We start from the raw sequence: 16848 nt of genomic DNA, 5'->3' as shown, positions 1-16848 counted from the left end.
GTGACCCGAATCGGCCAGGCCGACAAGGGCAAAACCCCTCTCACGGCGTTCCGTGTGGCCGCGGATCGGTAACCGAGACCGACGTCTTCCTCGGCGAACGCTGCCGGCGTTACGGCTCGGCAAGGGTATTCCTGGCCGCGGTCGGCCCGGCAGCTAGGTCAACCCGTCGAGGCCGTTTACGCCCAACAGCAACCCGCCGGTGCCGGCGGTGCCGGCACCGGCCGTTGTTGCGCCGGTCCCGCCGTTGCCGCCGTTGCCGCCGTTGCCGATCAGCACGGCGTTGCCGCCGACCCCGCCAACGCCGCCCTCCCCGGCGCCGGCTTCGCCCTGCCCGCCGGTGCCCCCGGCACCGCCGCTGCCCAACAGTTGCCCGCCGGCGCCGCCGTTCCCGCCGGGGCCCCCGTTCGAGTTCGCGCTGTCTCCACCGGCTGCGCCGGTGCCGCCGAAGCCGAGCAGCCCGGCGGCGCCGCCTGCCCCACCGGCCCCGCCCAGCAAGATGGCGAATCCGCCGGTTCCACCGGCCCCACCGCTGGAGAACAGCAGCCCGGCGGTGCCGCCGTTTCCGCCGACCCCGCCGTTGTCGAGGCCGAACCCGCCGGACCCACCAACTCCGCCGGGTCCGAACAGCAGCCCGGCGGTGCCGCCGTTTCCGCCGGCCCCCCCGCTGCCGCCGTTGGAGCCGATCCCGCCGTCGCCGCCGGCGCCGCCGGGACCGAGCAGCAGGCCGGCGGTGCCGCCAGCGCCACCGCTGCCCCCGCCGGTGAAGCCAAACCCGCCGTTGCCGCCGCCGCCACCGCCGGCGCCGATCAGCCCGGCCAGCGGCCCGCCCGCCCCGCCGGCTCCGCCGTTCCCGCCGGTCGCTTCGCCGGAGGGACCGCCGGTCCCGCCGTTCCCACCGGCGCCCAACAGCCCCCCGGCGCCACCGGCCCCGCCGTTCCCGCCGTCCCCGGTCAGGCCCGCGGCCAACCCGCCGTTCCCGCCGACGCCGCCGTCGCCGAACAGCCATCCGCCCGCTCCGCCGGGCCCACCGGCCCGGCCATCGCCGGTCGAGGAGTTCCCGCCGGACCCCCCGGCACCCCCGGTACCGAATAGCCCGGCGGCCCCGCCGGTCCCCCCGGACATATCCGGCGCGCCGGATCCGCCGGCCCCTCCGTCGCCGAGCAGCCACCCGCCGGGCGTGCCGCTGGCGCTGGATCCGGCCGCGCCGGGTGTGCCGTTGCCGATCAGCGGGCGCCCGGTGAGCGCCTGGATGGGCGCGTTGATCGCGCCCAGTGTCTGTTGTTGGAGGGTGTGCAGCGGCGCCAATGGACCAGACGCGCTCGCCGGAGCGTTGAATCCGTCCAGTCCCAGCAGCAGCCCGCTGGTCCCGCCGGCGCCGGTGGCGCCGGCGGTCCCGCCGGTGCCACCGTCGCCGCCGATGCCGGCGTTCCCGCCGTTGCCAATCAGCACACCGTTGCCTCCGGCCCCACCGGTCCCGCCGGTGCTGCCGTCGGGATCGCCGCTTCCGCCGGCGCCGCCGGCGCCGCCGTTGCCCACCAGCAGGCCGGCTCTGCCGCCGGCCCCGCCGGTCCCCCCATCGCCGGCAAAGCTGCTTCCGCCGACGCCGCCGATCCCGCCGTTGCCGAGCAGCCCGGCGTTGCCGCCCGCCCCGCCCACCCCGCCGTCGACACCGCCGGGCCGCCGGCGCCGCCGGCCCGCCGTTGCCGAGCAGCCCGGCGTTGCCGCCGGCCCCGCCGTCGCCCCCCGCGTTGTTACCGAGCCCGCCGTTTCCGCCGGCGCCGCCGGGACCGGCGAGCAGCCCGGCGGTGCCGCCAGCCCCGCCTGCACCGCCGGCCACGGCGCCGTCGCCACCGGCCCCGCCGATCCCGCCGAGGCCGAGCAGCCAGGCGTTGCCGCCGGCCCGCCGGCGCCGCCGGCCTCACCGAGCCCGCCGACGCCGCCGTCGCCGCCGCCGGCGCCGACCAGCCAGCCAGCGGCCCGCCGGCCCCGCCGGCCCCGCCGGCCCCGCCGGTGCCAAGAAGGCTGACTCCACCGGCCCCGCCGCGCCCGCCGGCGCCCAACAGCCCGCCGGCCCCGCCGACCCCGCCGGCCCCGCCGGTAAAGCCGATCCCGCTGCTGGCCCCGCCGGCCCCGCCGATCCCGCCGTCGCCGAGCAGCCAGCCGCCGGCCCCGCCGGCCCCGCCGTCGCCGGTCGAGGAGTTCCCGCCGGCCCCGCCGGCGCCGCCGGTACCGAACAGCCCGGCGGCCCCGCCGGCGCCGCCGGGCATGCCCGCCGCCCCGGACCCGCCGGCCCCGCCGTTGCCGAGCAACCACCCACCCGGCGCCCCGTTTTGCCCCGTCCCCGGCGCTCCGTTGGCGCCGTTGCCGATCAGCGGTCGCCCGGTCAACGCCACACTGTGCGCGTTGACCGCGCCCAGCAGGTCCTGCGGCAGAGCTTGGGCCGAGGCCACCATCGACGCCCCGTTGGCGGCCTCGGCTTCGCCGTAGGAGTCCGCGGCGGCGGTCAACGCCCGCACGAACCGGGCGTGAAACGCCGCCGCCTGCGCGCTGATCGCCTGATACTGCTGGCCGTGGGCACCGAACAGCGCCGCGATCGCCGCCGACACCTCGTCGGCGGCGGCGGCCGCCACCGTGGTGGTCGAACGTGCCACGGCCGCGTTGGCCGCACCGACCGCCGACCCGATCCACGTCGCATCGGCTACCGCTGCGGCCATCAGCTGTGGGGAGACGCGCACAAAAGACATCGGTTACCTCCTTGCGACCAACACGTCCCCGCCCGCGGCTTGGCAACGGGCCGACCGGTCGTGGCGATCCAGCAAACGGCCGCAGGCACACGGGCGCGGGGCAATTTTGGGCACCGCCGGCACCCCAGGCCAAGGGCAAATTCCCCCAACCAGCGCGACCACGCTATGCACAGTGCACACCCGTTGCCGAAAGATCGGGTCCACCGACCGACCGGTGAGCGCCACAGGATCGCGCGCAGTAAACCGGTGAAGTTGCGCGGTCGGCCAGCGCTGGCGTCCACGGGCTGCACGACCCGTGGCCAGGATCGGCGAGGGATCTCCGCGCACGTGGATCCCTCGTCGGGGCCGGCGCGCTCGGCACGTGGGCCAAGCATCACCCGCCAACACACAGATATCGGGATGCTGGCTAGACTGAGCCGTGATCCAGCGCGAGCCTTCGGCCTCGGCGCACAGAGATACCGATGGACCGGTGCGGACGTGTGTCGGGTGTCGGAAGCGAGAGTTGGCCGTCGGACTGCTTCGAGTGGTGGCTGAGTCGACCGGGAACGGCAGCTACGCCGTGATCGTTGACACAACCAGGAGACTGCCGGGGCGGGGTGCGTGGCTGCATCCCGAGCGGCGGTGCGTACAACAAGCGATCCGGCGGCGAGCTTTCACCAGGGCGCTGCGCATCGCCGGTACGCCGGATACGTCCGCGGTGGTCGAGCACATTGGTGGCTTGAGTGAGCTCGCGTCACCGAGCAACAGAACAGGTAGCAACGAATATGAGCACACCGTGAAGTCCCGATGACAATGCGTCATAGCTAAACCCGAGGCGCGGCCCACGACTGTCGCCTCATGGACAGGAGATGTAGTGGCAGGTAAGGCCCGCGTACACGAGTTGGCTAAGGAACTCGGTGTAACCAGCAAGGAAGTCCTCGCCCGGCTCAGTGAACAGGGCGAATTCGTCAAATCGGCATCCTCGACGGTGGAGGCGCCGGTCGCCCGGCGGCTGCGTGAATCGTTTGGTGGCGGCAAACCCGCCCCGGAGAAAGGGCCGGGGCAGGGGGCCGGCAAGGGCGCTGCCAAGGCCCCGGGCAGAGGTCCCGACACGGCGCTCGACCAGGCCCTCGACCAGGCGATCGCCAAGGCCGCGGGCAACGGTGGCCCGACCGGCGCGCCCGCCCGCGCCGACTCGGGCGGGGTGGCCACCCGCACCCCGGCCGCCCCGGGGCCCACGCCTCCGGCGGCGCCGGCGCCCGGCCAGCCGTTGCCGCCCGGGCAGCAGGCGCCCCATCCGGGCATGGCTCCGGGGGCGCGTCCGGGCCCGACGCCCAAGCCGGGGATTCGCACCCCGCGCGTCGGGAACAACCCGTTCTCCTCGGCGCAACCGGTCGATCGGCCCATTCCGCGTCCGCCCGCTCCGCGCCCCGGCGCGGCCCGGCCGGGGGTGCCGCGCCCGGGTGCCTCGCCGGGCAGCATGCCACCCCGTCCGGGAGGCGGTGTCGGTGCCCCCCGCCCGCCGCGCACCGGCGTTCCCCGCCCCGGTGGCCGTCCCGGTGCGCCCGGCGCCGGCCGCGCCGATGTGGGTGGCGGCGGCTACCGCGGCGGTGGCGGTGGTGTGGGGGCCGCCCCGGGCACCGGCTTCCGCGGCCGTCCCGGTGGCGGTGGCGGCGGCGGCCGTCCCGGGCAGCGTGGCGGTGCCGCCGGCGCGTTCGGCCGTCCCGGCGGTGCGCCCCGGCGCGGCCGCAAGTCCAAGCGGCAGAAGCGTCAGGAATTCGACTCGATGCAGGCCCCGGTCGTCGGCGGCGTGCGGCTGCCGCACGGCAACGGCGAGACGATCCGGTTGGCCCGCGGGGCGTCGCTGTCAGACTTCGCCGAAAAGATCGACGCCAACCCCGCCGCGCTGGTGCAGGCGCTGTTCAACCTCGGCGAGATGGTGACGGCCACCCAGTCGGTCGGCGACGAGACGCTGGAGCTGCTGGGCAGCGAGATGAACTACAACGTCCAGGTCGTCAGCCCCGAGGACGAGGACCGCGAGCTGCTGGAATCCTTCGACCTGACCTACGGCGAAGACGAGGGCACCGAGGAAGACCTGCAGACCCGCCCGCCGGTGGTGACGGTGATGGGTCACGTCGACCACGGCAAGACCCGGCTGCTGGACACCATCCGCAAGGCCAACGTCCGCGAGGCCGAGGCCGGCGGGATCACCCAGCACATCGGCGCCTACCAGGTCGCCGTCGACCTCGACGGCGCCCAGCGGCTAATCACCTTCATCGACACCCCGGGGCACGAGGCGTTCACCGCCATGCGTGCCCGCGGCGCCAAGGCCACCGACATCGCCATCCTGGTGGTCGCCGCCGACGACGGCGTGATGCCGCAGACGGTGGAGGCCATCAACCACGCGCAGGCCGCCGACGTGCCGATCGTGGTGGCGGTCAACAAGATCGACAAGGAGGGCGCCGACCCGGCCAAGATTCGCGGGCAGCTCACCGAATATGGTTTGGTGGCTGAGGATTTCGGTGGCGACACGATGTTCGTCGACATCTCGGCGAAGGTGGGCACCAACATCGATCAGCTGCTGGAGGCGGTGCTGCTGACCGCCGACGCCGCCTTGGACCTGCGGGCCAACCCCGACATGGAGGCCCAAGGGGTGGCGATCGAGGCGCACCTGGACCGCGGGCGCGGGCCGGTGGCCACGGTGTTGGTGCAGCGTGGCACGCTGCGGGTGGGCGATTCGGTGGTGGCCGGCGACGCCTACGGCCGGGTTCGCCGCATGGTCGACGAGTACGGCGAGGACGTCGAGGCCGCGCTGCCGTCCCGGCCGGTTCAGGTCATCGGGTTCACCTCGGTGCCCGGCGCCGGTGACAACTTCCTGGTTGTCGACGAGGATCGCATTGCCCGACAGATCGCCGACCGGCGCAGCGCCCGCAAGCGCAACGCGCTGGCGGCGCGTGCCCGCAAGCGGATCAGCCTGGAGGACCTGGACTCGGCGCTGAAGGAAACCAGCCAGTTGAACCTGATCCTCAAGGGCGACAACGCCGGCACCGTCGAGGCGCTGGAGGAGGCCCTGATGGGCATCCAGGTCGACGACGAGGTGGCCCTGCGGGTGATCGACCGCGGCGTCGGCGGCATCACCGAGACCAACGTCAACCTGGCGTCGGCCTCGGACGCGATCATCATCGGGTTCAACGTGCGCGCCGAGGGCAAGGCCACCGAGCTGGCCAACCGCGAAGGCGTGGAGATCCGCTACTACTCGGTCATCTACCAGGCGATCGACGAGATCGAGCAGGCGCTGCGCGGCCTGCTCAAGCCGATCTTCGAGGAAACCCAGCTGGGTCGTGCCGAGATCCGCGCGTTGTTCCGGTCGTCGAAGGTTGGCCTCATCGCCGGCTGCCTGGTCACCTCGGGTGTGATGCGGCGCAACGCCAAGGCGCGGCTGTTGCGGGACAACATCGTCGTCGCCGAGAACCTCTCGATCGCTTCGTTGCGACGGGAGAAGGACGACGTCACCGAGGTGCGCGAGGGCTTCGAGTGCGGGCTGACGCTGGGCTACTCCGACATCAAGGAGGGCGACGTCATCGAGTCCTACGAGCTGGTGCAAAAGGAACGCGGCTGATGGGGCGCGGTCATGGCTGACCCCGCCCGGGCGCGGCGGCTGGCCAAGCGGATCTGCACCATCGTCGCCTCGGCGATCGAGTACGAGATCAAGGATCCCGGGCTGGCCGGGGTGACCGTCACCGAGGCCAAGGTGACCGCCGACCTGCACGATGCGACGGTGTACTACACGGTGATGGGTCGCACGCTGGACGACGAGCCCGACTACGCCGGCGCCGCGGCCGCGCTGGAACGGGCCAAGGGCGTGCTGCGCACCAAGGTCGGGGCGGGCACCGGGGTGCGCTTCACGCCCACCCTGACGTTCGCCCGCGACACCACGTCCGACAGCGTGCACCGGATGGAGGAGTTGCTGGCCCGCGCGCGCGCCGCGGACGCCGATCTGGCCCGGGTTCGGGTGGGCGCCAAGCCGGCGGGGGAGGCCGATCCCTATCGGGTGAGCTGGCCCGGCGACGATGCGGGCCGTGAAGCGGCCCGAGGAGGAGACGGGCAATCGGCCGGGGAACCCGGTGACGATGCCGGCCGGGCAGTTAAGGACACCGGTGACGGCGATCGATCCGAAGGCTGAGCTGGCCGGTAGCCGGCGCCTCGCGGGATCCCGCGTGGACGCCGTCGGCGCCGCCGAGCTGTTGTCGGCCTCGACGTCGATCGCGGTGGTCTGCCATGTCCGTCCCGACGCCGACACCGTTGGCGCCGGGTTGGCGCTGGCTTTGGTGCTGGACGGGTGTGGCAAGCGGGTCGAGGTCAGCTTCGCCGAGCCGGCGACCCTGCCGGAGTCGCTGCAATCGCTGCCGGGCTGCCACCTGTTGGTCGGCCCCGAGGAGATCCGCCGCGATGTGGATCTGGTTGTGACCGTTGATGTTCCGAGTCTCAACCGGCTCGGCGGCCTGAGCGACCTGGCCGGCTCGGGCCGGCAGGTGCTGGTGATCGACCATCACGCCTCCAACGAGCTGTTCGGCTCGGCGAATTTCATCGACCTGTCGGCGGATTCCACCACGATGATGGTCGCCGACATCCTCGACGCGTGGGGGAAACCGATCGACACCGACGTGGCGCACTGCATCTACGCCGGGTTGACCACCGACACGGGATCCTTCCGCTGGGCCAGCGCGCGGGGGTATCGGCTGGCCGCGCGGCTGGTCGAGATCGGTGTGGACAATGCCGCCGTCAGCAGGATTTTGATGGATACCCACCCGTTTGCGTGGCTGCCGATGCTGTCGCGGGTGTTGGGTTCGGCGCGATTGGTGCCCGAGGCGGTCGGCGGCCGCGGTCTGGTCTACGTGGTCGTGGACAACCGGGACTGGGTCCGGTCCCGCTCCGAGGAGGTCGAAAGCATCGTCGATATCGTGCGGACCACGCAGCAGGCCGAGGTGGCGGCGGTGTTCAAGGAGGTCGAGCCGCGGCTGTGGTCGGTGTCGATGCGGGCCAAGGCCGACGTGGATGTGGCGGCGGTCGCGGCCGGGTTCGGCGGGGGCGGGCACCGCCTGGCGGCGGGATACACCACCACCGGTTCGATCGACTCCGCCGTGGCGGCGCTGCGCGCGGCATTGGGTTGATCGCCGTTGAGCGACGCGGGGCCTGACGCGGGCCGACCCGCCGCCGGTGGCCGGCAGATCGCGTCGCTGGCGCTGCCCGCGTTGGGTGCGCTGGTCGCCGAGCCGGTGTACTTGTTGTTCGACACCGCCGTGGTCGGCCGGCTTGGGGCGGTGTCGTTGGCGGGTCTGGCCATCGGCGGCCTGGTGCTGGGCCTGGTCGGTTCGCAAGCGACGTTCCTGGCCTACGGCACGACGGCGCGCGCGGCGCGCCACTTCGGGGCCGGCGACCGGGCGGCGGCGGTCACCGAAGGGGTGCAGGCCAGTTGGCTGGCGTTGGGTCTGGGTGGCCTCGTGATCGTGGTGGTGGAGGCTTCCGCGACGCCGCTGGTGGCGGTCATCGCGTCCGGTCGTGACATCACGGCGGCGGCCTTGCCGTGGCTGCGGATCGCGATTCTGGGCACCCCGGCGATCCTGGTTTCGCTGGCCGGGAACGGCTGGATGCGTGGGGTGCAGGACACCGTGCGGCCGCTGCGTTTCGTGGTTGCCGGCTTCGGGTTGTCGGCGCTGCTGTGTCCCTCGCTGGTCTACGGCTGGCTGGGCTTGCCGCGCCTGGGGTTGGCCGGCTCGGCGGTGGCCAATCTGGTCGGTCAGTGGCTGGCGGCGTTGCTGTTCGGCGGCGCGCTGGTGGCCGAGCGGACGCCGCTGCGGCTCGACCGCGCCGTGCTGGCCGACCAGCTGGTGATGGCCCGTGACCTGATCGTGCGGACGCTGTCCTTCCAGGTCTGCTATGTCTCGGCCGCGGCGGTGGCCGCCCGGTTCGGGGCGGCCGCGCTGGCGGCCCACCAGGTCGTGGTTCAGCTGTGGGGCTGTCTCGCCCTGACGCTTGACTCGCTGGCCATCGCGGCGCAGTCGCTGGTCGGTGCCGCGCTGGGCGCCGGTGACGTGCGGCACGCGAAGTGGGTCGCGCGGCGGGTGACGGTGTTTTCCGGGCTGGCGGCGGGGATGCTGGCCGCCGGGCTGGGGGTCGGCGCTTCGGTGGTGCCTCGCCTGTTCACCGATGATCGAAGCGTGCTGGCCGCCATCGATGTGCCGTGGTGGTTTCTGGTGGCCCAGTTGCCGGCGGCCGGGATCGTGTTTGCGCTCGACGGGGTGCTGCTGGGCGCGGGCGACGCCGCGTTCATGCGCACCGCCACCGTGGTCAGCGCCCTGATCGGATTCTTGCCGCTGATCTGGCTGTCGCTGGCGTTCGGCTGGGGGCTGGCGGGCATCTGGTCGGGACTGAGCACGTTTGTCGCGCTGCGGTTGCTGTTCGTCGGCTGGCGGACGCTGTCCGGACGGTGGGCGGTGATCGGGACGGCGTGACGCGACGGCGATTTCGTCGGAAAACCGGAGCTACACTGCGCCGGTGACGACGACGCGGCCCGCACCGCACCGGCCCTCGCGGCACCGGGTGCGCGATTACGCGCTGTTCGTCGGCCTGGTGGGCCCCAATGTGGCGTTGTTGCTGGTGTTCATCTATCGCCCGCTGGCCGACAACATCCGGCTGTCGTTCTTCGACTGGAACATCTCCGACCCCACGGCCCACTTCGTGGGGTTCTCCAACTACACCGAGTGGTTCACCCGGTCGGATACCCGGCAGATCGTGTCCAACACGGCGGTTTTCACCGGTGCCGCGGTGGTCGGCTCGATGGTGCTGGGGTTGGCGCTGGCCATGCTGCTCGTTCGACCGTTGCGCGGACGAAACCTGGTGCGTTCCACTGTTTTCGCGCCGTTCGTGATCTCCGGGGCCGCCGTCGGCCTGGCGGCCCAGTTCGTCTTCGACCCGCATTTCGGTCTGATTCAAGACCTGTTGCGCCGCATCGGGGTCGGGGTGCCCGACTTCTACCAGGATGCCCGTTGGGCGATGGTCATGGTGACCATCACCTACATCTGGAAGAACCTCGGCTATACCTTCGTCATCTACCTCGCCGCGCTGCAGGGCGTGCGCCGAGACCTATTGGAGGCGGCCGAAATCGACGGCGCCAGCCGCTGGGCCGTGTTCCGTCGAGTGCTGTTGCCCCAGCTGCGGCCCACCACCTTCTTCTTGTCGATCACCGTGCTGATCAACTCGCTGCAGGTGTTCGACGTGATCAACGTGATGACCCGGGGCGGGCCGGAGGGCACCGGCACCACCACCATGGTGTACCAGGTGTATGTGGAGACCTTCCGCAATTTTCGGGCCGGCTATGGCGCTACGGTGGCCACGATCATGTTCCTGGTGCTGCTCGCGGTGACGTATTACCAGGTGCGGGTGATGGATCGGGAGCAACGGTAGTGACGACGGATCGGCTCCGTAGCACGGTTGGCTACGCCGCGATGGTGGTGGTGGTCGCGCTGGTCGCCGGGCCGTTGCTGTTCGTGTTCTTCACCTCGTTCAAGGATCAGCCCGACATCTATGCGCAGCCCACCAGTTGGTGGCCGCCGCGCTGGTACCCGCAGAACTACCGCACGGCCACCGGGCAGATTCCGTTCTGGACGTTTCTGCGCAACTCGCTGATCATCACGTCCGTGCTGGCCGTGGTGAAGTTTGCTCTGGGGGTGCTCAGCGCCTTCGGCTTGGTGTTTGTCCGGTTCCCGGGCCGCACGGCGGTGTTTGTGGTGATCATCGCCGCGTTGATGGTGCCCAACCAGATCACCGTGATTTCCAATTACGCGTTGATCTCACACCTGGGTCTGCGCAACACCTTTGCCGGCATCATCTTGCCCCTTGCTGGGGTGGCGTTCGGAACCTTCTTGATGCGCAACCACTTTCTGTCGCTGCCCGCCGAGATCATCGAGGCGGCCCGGATGGATGGCGCGCGCTGGTGGCAACTGCTGCTGCGGGTGGTGTTGCCGATGTCGCGGCCCACCATGGTGGCCTTCGGCATCATCACCGTCGTCAACGAATGGAACGAATACCTGTGGCCGTTCTTGATGTCCGACGACGAATCGGTGGCGCCGCTGCCGATAGGTCTGACCTTTCTGCAGCAGGCCGAGGGTGTGACGAACTGGGGGCCGGTGATGGCGGTGACGCTGTTGGCGATGCTGCCCATCCTGGTGATCTTCATCGTCTTGCAGCGGCAGATGATCAAGGGCCTCACCTCGGGCGCGGTCAAGGGATAGGCATGGAGCCGTTGAACCGTCGGAAATTCCTGTCCCTGGTGGGCGCGGCGACGGCCGGGGTGGCGGCCGGCTGTGCCGGGATGGGCGGCAGCGTGGCTGTGAAGTCGGGGTCGGGGCCGATGACGTTCTGGTCCAACCATCCCGGCCAGTCCACCACGGTGGAACGCGAGCTGATCAGCCGTTTCGGCAGCCAGTTCCCCGACCTGCCGGTACGGCTGATCGACGCGGGGATGGACTACGACGAGGTGGCGCAGAAGTTCAACGCGGCGCTCATCGGCGCCGACGTGCCCGACGTCGTTGTGCTGGACGACATTTGGTGGTTCCATTTCGCCCTCAGCGGTGTCCTCACCCCCCTTGAAGACCTGTTCGGCCAGGTCGGCGTGGACACAGCGGATTACGTCGACTCGCTGTTGGCCGACTACGAGTTCGACGGCCGACATTACGCTTTGCCGTATGCCCGCTCGACGCCGCTGTTCTACTACAACAAGGCGGTCTGGGAACAGGCCGGCCTGCCCGACCGCGGACCGCGATCCTGGCAAGAGTTCGACGAGTGGGGTCCGCGGCTGCAGCGCGTCGTCGGCGCCGGGAGGTGGGCGCACGGCTGGGCCAATGCCACCCTGATCTCCTGGACGTTCCAAGGGCCCGACTGGGCATTCGGCGGCGCCTACTCGGACGAGTGGACCTTGGCGTTCACCGACCCGGCCACCATCGCGGCCGGCAACTTCTACCGCGACTCCATCCACCGCAAGGGGTACGCCGCGGTCGCCAACGATGTCGCCAACGAGTTCGCCACAGGCATCCTGGCCTCCGCGGTGGCATCGACCGGCTCCCTGGCCGGCATTACCACGTCCGCCCGATTCGACGTCGGGGCGGCGCCGCTGCCCACCGGTCCGAACGGGGCGCCCGCGTGCCCCACCGGTGGGGCCGGGCTGGCGATTCCCAGCAGGCTCTCCGAGGAGCGAAAGCGCAACGCGCTCAAGTTCATCGAGTTCGTCACCAACCCGAGGAACACCGCCTACTTCAGCCAGCAAACCGGCTATCTGCCGGTGCGCAAGTCCGCCGTCGACGACCCCAGCGAACGGCACTACCTGGCCGACAATCCGCGCGCCAAGGTGGCGCTCGACCAGCTGCCCCACACCCGACCGCAGGACTACGCGCGGGTATTCCTGCCCGGCGGTGATCGGATCATCTCCGCCGGCCTGGAATCGATCGGACTGCGGGGAGCCGACGTGACCAAGACGTTCACGAACGTCCACAAGCAGTTGCAGGTCATCCTCGACCGTCAGATCAAACGGAAGCTGCCCGGTCATGGCTAACGTTCAGTACCTTGCGGTCACCCATCGCTATCCCGGTGCCGACGCGCCGGCCGTCGACAACTTGGACCTGGAGATCGCCGACGGCGAATTCCTGGTCCTCGTCGGCCCTTCCGGTTGCGGCAAGTCCACCATGCTGCGCGTGCTGGCCGGGCTGGAATCGGTGGAGAGCGGGCGCATCACCATCGGCGACGTGGATGTGACGCATCTGCCGCCGCGCGAGCGTGACGTGGCGATGGTGTTCCAGAACTACGCGCTGTACCCGAACATGACGGTGGCCGCCAACATGGGGTTCGCGCTGCGAAACGCCGGGATGTCGCGCGCGGACACCCGCCGGCGCGTGCTGGAAGTCGCCGACATGCTGGAGCTGACGGATCTGCTGGACCGCAAGCCCGCCAAGCTCTCCGGCGGGCAGCGGCAGCGGGTGGCGATGGGCCGGGCGATCGTGCGCCGGCCCCGGGTGTTCTGCATGGACGAGCCGCTGTCGAATCTGGACGCCAAGCTGCGGGTGAGCACCCGCTCGCAGATCTCCGGATTGCAGCGTCGGTTGGGCACCACCACCGTCTACGTCACCCACGATCAGGTGGAGGCGATGACGATGGGCGACCGGGTGGCGGTGCTCAAAGACGGTGTGCTGCAACAGGTTGACACGCCGAGGGCGCTGTATGACGACCCGGTCAACACGTTTGTCGCCACGTTCATCGGGGCGCCGGCGATGAACCTCATCGATGCCGCTGTCAGCTACGGAGTGGTGCAGGCACCGGATTTGGCGATACCGGTTCCGGACCCGGCGGCCGACCGGGTGCTGGTCGGCGTGCGGCCGGAGTCCTGGGACGTGGCATCGATCGGCACCCCGGGATCGTTGACCGTGCACGTCGAGTTGGTCGAGGAGCTCGGCTTCGAATCCTTCGTCTACGCAACGCCGGTCGACCAGCGGGGCTGGTCGTCACGCGCGCCGCGCATCGTGTTCCGCACCGACCGGCGCACCGCGGTGCGGGTGGGTGAGTCGTTGGCGATCGTGCCGCACTCGCAGGAGGTGCGCCTTTTCGACAGCCGCACCGAGACCCGGCTTCGCTGAAGGACTTTTGGCGCTAACGGATTTGGGAGCGGCCGCGCTGCAGCACGGCCTCGCGGTTGGCGGCGATGGTATCGCCGCTAGTGCGAAATTGCTTGGCCGCGCAGGCTTCCAGCCACAGCCCGGCGGCGGTCTGAGACTCGTCGATGCGGTGGTAGGACGCCAGCAATGCCCGCACCGCGTTCTGGTTGTTGCCGACGATCGACGCCGCCACCCGGCGGGCGGTGGGCAGCAGCTGGTCGTGGGCCACCACCTCGGTGACCAGGCCGGCCCGCAACGCGTCGGTCGCGGACAGGTAGTCGCCGGTCAGGCTCATCCGCCGGGCCAGGCCGATGCCGACCTTTTGCGGCAAGCGCACGCTGAGTCCCCAGGTGGGCAGCAGGCCCACCCGGGCGTGGGTGTCGGCGAAGCGGGCGTGCTCGGAGGCGATCAGGATGTCGCAGTACAGCGCCAGCTCCAGCCCGCCGGTGACCGCGGCGCCGTTGATCGCGCCGATCACCGGCTTGGTCATGGCCGGCCACCGCGGTGAGATGTCCGGCAGCGCGGTCTGCCCGGCCAGCTCCTTGAGGTCCAGTCCGGCGCAGAACACCGGATCGGCGCCGGTGAGGATGACGACGTCGATGTCGTCGTCGGCCTCGGCGTCGGCCAACGCCGCGAAAAACCGATCCCGTAGCGCCGCCGAGAGCGCGTTGCGGGACTGCGGCCGGTTGAGGGTGAGGGTTCGCACCCGTTCGTCGGTGTCGATCAGCAGGATGTCGTCGGTCATTCGATCACCGTAACAGGACCGGTAGACTGTCCTGATGACCAGAAAAATGACCGCTACGGAGGTGAAGGCGAAGATCCTCTCCTTGCTTGATGAAGTGGCCCAGGGCGAGGAGATCGAGATCACCAAACACGGCCGCACCGTGGCCCGGCTGGTGGCAGCGACGGGGCCGCACGCGCTGAAGGGTCGATTCTCGGGTGTGGCGATGACCGCGGTGGATGACGACGAACTCTTCACCACCGGGGTTTCGTGGAACGTTTCATGACGACGGTGCTGCTCGACTCGCATGTGGCCTACTGGTGGTCGGCCGAGCCGCAGCGTCTCAGCATGGCGGCGAGCCAGGCCATCGAACACGCCGACGAGCTCGCCGTCGCCGCGATTTCGTGGTTCGAGCTGGCTTGGCTTGCCGAACAGGAACGCATCCAACTGGCGATTCCGGTGTTGTCCTGGCTTCAGCAGCTGGCCGAGCACGTTCGCACCGTCGGTATCACGCCCTCGGTCGCCGCCACGACGGTGGCGCTGCCCTCGTCGTTCCCCGGCGATCCGGCCGACCGGTTGATCTACGCCACCGCGATCGAACACGGCTGGCGGCTGGTGACCAAGGACCGGCGGCTACGCAGTCATCGGCACCCACGACCGGTCACCGTCTGGTAGCCGCGCCTATCGTTGAGGGCATGTGCCGCAACATCACCGAACTGCGCGGGCTGCAACCCCCGGCCACGCCCGTCGAGATCGCGGCGGCGGCGCGCCAGTATGTGCGCAAGGTCAGTGGCATCACGCTCCCGTCGGCGGCCACCGCCGAGGCGTTTGAGGCCGCCGTCGCCGAGGTGACCGCGGCGACGACGCGGTTGCTGGACGCCCTGCCGCCCCGGCGGCTGCCGCCGAAGACCGTCCCGCCGTTGCGCCGACCCGACGTGGCGGCCCGGCTCGCGGGATCGCGGTGACGCCAGCGCTGAAGGAGTGGAGCGCGGCGGTGCACGCGCTGCTGGACGGCCGGCAGACGGTGCTGCTGCGCAAGGGCGGGATCGGCGAGAAGCGCTTCGAGGTGGCGGCCCACGAGTTCTTGTTGTTCCCGACGGTCGCGCACAGCCACGCCGAGCGGGTTCGTCCCGAGCACCGCGACCTGCTGGGCCCGGCGGCCGCCGACAGCACCGACGAGTGTGTGCTACTGCGGGCCGCAGCGAAAGTTGTTGCGGCGGTGCCGGTTAACCGGCCAGAGGGTCTGGACGCCATCGAGGATCTGCACATCTGGACCGCCGAGTCGGTGCGCGCCGACCGGCTCGACTTTCGGCCCAAGCACAGGCTGGCCGTGCTGGTGGTCTGCGCGATCCCGCTGGCCGAGCCGGTCTCGCTGACCCGCACCCCCGAGTACGGCGGTTGCACCAGCTGGGTGCGGCTGCCGGTGACGCCGACGTTGGCGGCGCCGGTGCACGACGAGGCCGCGCTGGCCGAGGTCGCCGCCCGGGTCCGCGAGGCCGTGGGTTGAGTTTTGGAGCCGGCCGAGGCGCATCGCCTGGGTGACTGGTCCGAGCAACGCGTCAGTGCATCCTGGTCCCACTTGATTTCAGGGGTGACGTTCGTGGCAACTCTCCGGTGCGCCGTCCGGTCATCCGCGAAGCGCGTTTTGTGCTCTCGCCGTTGCACCGCATCGCCGCCAGCCCGTACAGGGCACTTGAGTTTGGAACGGGTTTCATACTGTCACCGACCGAAGCCCGTTCCTAAATCAAGTGATTTCTTGAGTTTGAACATTGTTGCGTACAGATATAGTATAGTTTCCGGTGTGAATTCAAGTTCGGTGGTGAGCCCAGCCGGCGCCGATCGGCGCATCCCCACGTGGGCGTCACGGGTGGTGTCCGGCCTCGCTCGCGATCGGCCCGTAGTCGTCACGAAAGAGGATCTGACGCAACGGCTTACAGAGGCTGGGTGTGGACGCGACCCCGACTCCGCCATCCGCGAACTGCGCCGCATTGGGTGGCTGGTCCAACTGCCGGTGAAAGGCACCTGGGCATTCATTCCCCCCGGCGAGGCCGCCATCTCGGACCCGTATCTACCGCTGCGGTCGTGGCTGGCCCGTGACCAGAACGCGGGCTTCATGCTGGCCGGCGCATCCGCAGCGTGGCACCTCGGATACCTGGACCGCCAACCCGACGGCCGCATCCCGATCTGGCTGCCGCCGGCCAAAAGGCTGCCCGACGGCCTAGCATCGTATGTGTCCGTCGTGCGCATCCCCTGGAACGCGGCGGACACCGCACTGCTGGCTCCGCGTCCCGCGTTGCTGGTCCGGCGGCGGCTCGACCTCGTCGCGTGGGCGACCGGGTTACCGGCGCTAGGCCCAGAAGCATTACTTGTGCAAATCGCCACGCGCCCGGCCTCGTTCGGGCCGTGGGCCGACCTTGTCCCCCACCTTGACGACCTCGTCGCCGACTGCAGTGACGAGCGCCTGGAGCGTCTACTGTCGGGCCGGCCGACATCGGCCTGGCAGCGTGCAAGCTACCTGCTGGACTCGGGCGGTGAACCGGCACGAGGCCAGGCGCTGCTGGCCAAGCGGCACACCGAAGTGATGCCGGTGACTCGATTCACCACCGCGCACAGCCGCGACCGTGGCGAGAGTGTCTGGGCTCCCGAGTATCAGCTTGTCGACGAGCTCGTCGTACCGCTGCTGCGCGTGATCGGCAAGGCGTGA

15 protein-coding genes and 1 pseudogene are annotated in these 16848 nt (G+C 70.6%); 14 read left to right on the top strand and 2 right to left on the bottom strand.

From position 1 onward, the window contains the following. Positions 1-153: 153 nt before the first annotated feature. A pseudogene (locus G6N20_RS10785) lies at positions 154-2744 on the bottom strand (hypothetical protein); the annotation flags it as partial. Positions 2745-3162: 418 nt separating this feature from the next. Between G6N20_RS10785 and G6N20_RS10780 the strand changes: the two are divergent. The 9 genes from G6N20_RS10780 to G6N20_RS10740 all read left to right on the top strand — a co-directional run bounded on the left by G6N20_RS10780 (position 3163) and on the right by G6N20_RS10740 (position 13405). Then, entirely contained in the window at positions 3163-3534 is a 372-nt protein-coding gene (locus G6N20_RS10780) for a YlxR family protein (protein WP_179961465.1), read from the top strand. Positions 3535-3597: 63 nt separating this feature from the next. Next, the gene (gene infB, locus G6N20_RS10775) at positions 3598-6342 is read left to right on the top strand and encodes a translation initiation factor IF-2 (protein ID WP_083052122.1); all 2745 of its coding nucleotides are present in this window, start codon (positions 3598-3600) and stop codon (positions 6340-6342) included. A 12-nt stretch (positions 6343-6354) separates the two neighbouring features. Continuing rightward, entirely contained in the window at positions 6355-6906 is a 552-nt protein-coding gene (gene rbfA, locus G6N20_RS10770) for a 30S ribosome-binding factor RbfA (RefSeq protein WP_083052125.1), read from the top strand. Next, on the top strand, positions 6881-7894 hold the full coding sequence (locus G6N20_RS10765) for a DHH family phosphoesterase (RefSeq protein ID WP_142272209.1): 1014 nt from the start codon (positions 6881-6883) through the stop codon (positions 7892-7894). The genes rbfA and G6N20_RS10765 overlap by 26 nt, the downstream gene beginning before the upstream one ends. A 6-nt stretch (positions 7895-7900) precedes the next feature. Further along, a complete protein-coding gene (locus G6N20_RS10760; RefSeq protein WP_083052131.1) occupies positions 7901-9235 on the top strand; it encodes an MATE family efflux transporter in 1335 nt (444 codons plus the stop codon). A gap of 43 nt (positions 9236-9278) precedes the next feature. Continuing rightward, positions 9279-10187 carry a carbohydrate ABC transporter permease gene (locus G6N20_RS10755; RefSeq protein ID WP_142272210.1) on the top strand — a complete coding sequence of 303 codons (909 nt, stop codon included), beginning with the start codon at positions 9279-9281 and terminating at the stop codon, positions 10185-10187. Continuing rightward, positions 10187-11014: a carbohydrate ABC transporter permease gene (locus G6N20_RS10750; RefSeq protein WP_083052136.1), complete on the top strand. Its 828-nt coding sequence runs from the start codon at positions 10187-10189 to the stop codon at positions 11012-11014. The genes G6N20_RS10755 and G6N20_RS10750 overlap by 1 nt, the downstream gene beginning before the upstream one ends. 2 nt (positions 11015-11016) lie before the next feature. After that, entirely contained in the window at positions 11017-12330 is a 1314-nt protein-coding gene (locus G6N20_RS10745; protein WP_083052139.1) for an ABC transporter substrate-binding protein, read from the top strand. Next, positions 12323-13405, top strand: coding sequence for an ABC transporter ATP-binding protein (locus tag G6N20_RS10740; RefSeq protein WP_083052142.1), 1083 nt, complete (start codon positions 12323-12325; stop codon positions 13403-13405). The genes G6N20_RS10745 and G6N20_RS10740 overlap by 8 nt, the downstream gene beginning before the upstream one ends. A 13-nt stretch (positions 13406-13418) precedes the next feature. Here the strand turns inward: G6N20_RS10740 and G6N20_RS10735 are convergent, their stop codons facing one another. Next, complete coding sequence (locus G6N20_RS10735) at positions 13419-14168, bottom strand: enoyl-CoA hydratase (RefSeq protein ID WP_083052145.1); 750 nt, start codon at positions 14166-14168, stop codon at positions 13419-13421. A gap of 46 nt (positions 14169-14214) precedes the next feature. Between G6N20_RS10735 and G6N20_RS10730 the strand changes: the two genes are divergently transcribed. From G6N20_RS10730 to G6N20_RS10710, 5 genes are all read left to right on the top strand, one after another. After that, positions 14215-14430 (top strand): type II toxin-antitoxin system Phd/YefM family antitoxin, encoded by a 216-nt coding sequence (locus G6N20_RS10730; protein WP_042915533.1) that lies wholly within the window; start codon positions 14215-14217, stop codon positions 14428-14430. Then, positions 14427-14819 (top strand): type II toxin-antitoxin system VapC family toxin, encoded by a 393-nt coding sequence (locus G6N20_RS10725; protein WP_083052148.1) that lies wholly within the window; start codon positions 14427-14429, stop codon positions 14817-14819. Before G6N20_RS10730 ends, G6N20_RS10725 begins: the two co-directional genes overlap by 4 nt. Before the next feature lie 20 nt (positions 14820-14839). Next, a complete protein-coding gene (locus G6N20_RS10720; protein ID WP_083052150.1) occupies positions 14840-15109 on the top strand; it encodes a DUF2277 domain-containing protein in 270 nt (89 codons plus the stop codon). Beyond that, the gene (locus G6N20_RS10715) at positions 15106-15651 is read left to right on the top strand and encodes a DUF1802 family protein (protein ID WP_083052151.1); all 546 of its coding nucleotides are present in this window, start codon (positions 15106-15108) and stop codon (positions 15649-15651) included. Before G6N20_RS10720 ends, G6N20_RS10715 begins: the two co-directional genes overlap by 4 nt. Positions 15652-15960: 309 nt before the next feature. Beyond that, positions 15961-16848, top strand: coding sequence for a type IV toxin-antitoxin system AbiEi family antitoxin (locus G6N20_RS10710; protein ID WP_003414414.1), 888 nt, complete (start codon positions 15961-15963; stop codon positions 16846-16848).

This window comes from Mycobacterium shinjukuense (assembly GCF_010730055.1).
Classification (GTDB): domain Bacteria; phylum Actinomycetota; class Actinomycetes; order Mycobacteriales; family Mycobacteriaceae; genus Mycobacterium; species Mycobacterium shinjukuense.
The sequence above is the reverse complement of the archived record's forward strand: the minus strand, read 5'-3'. Positions and strand labels throughout refer to the sequence as shown.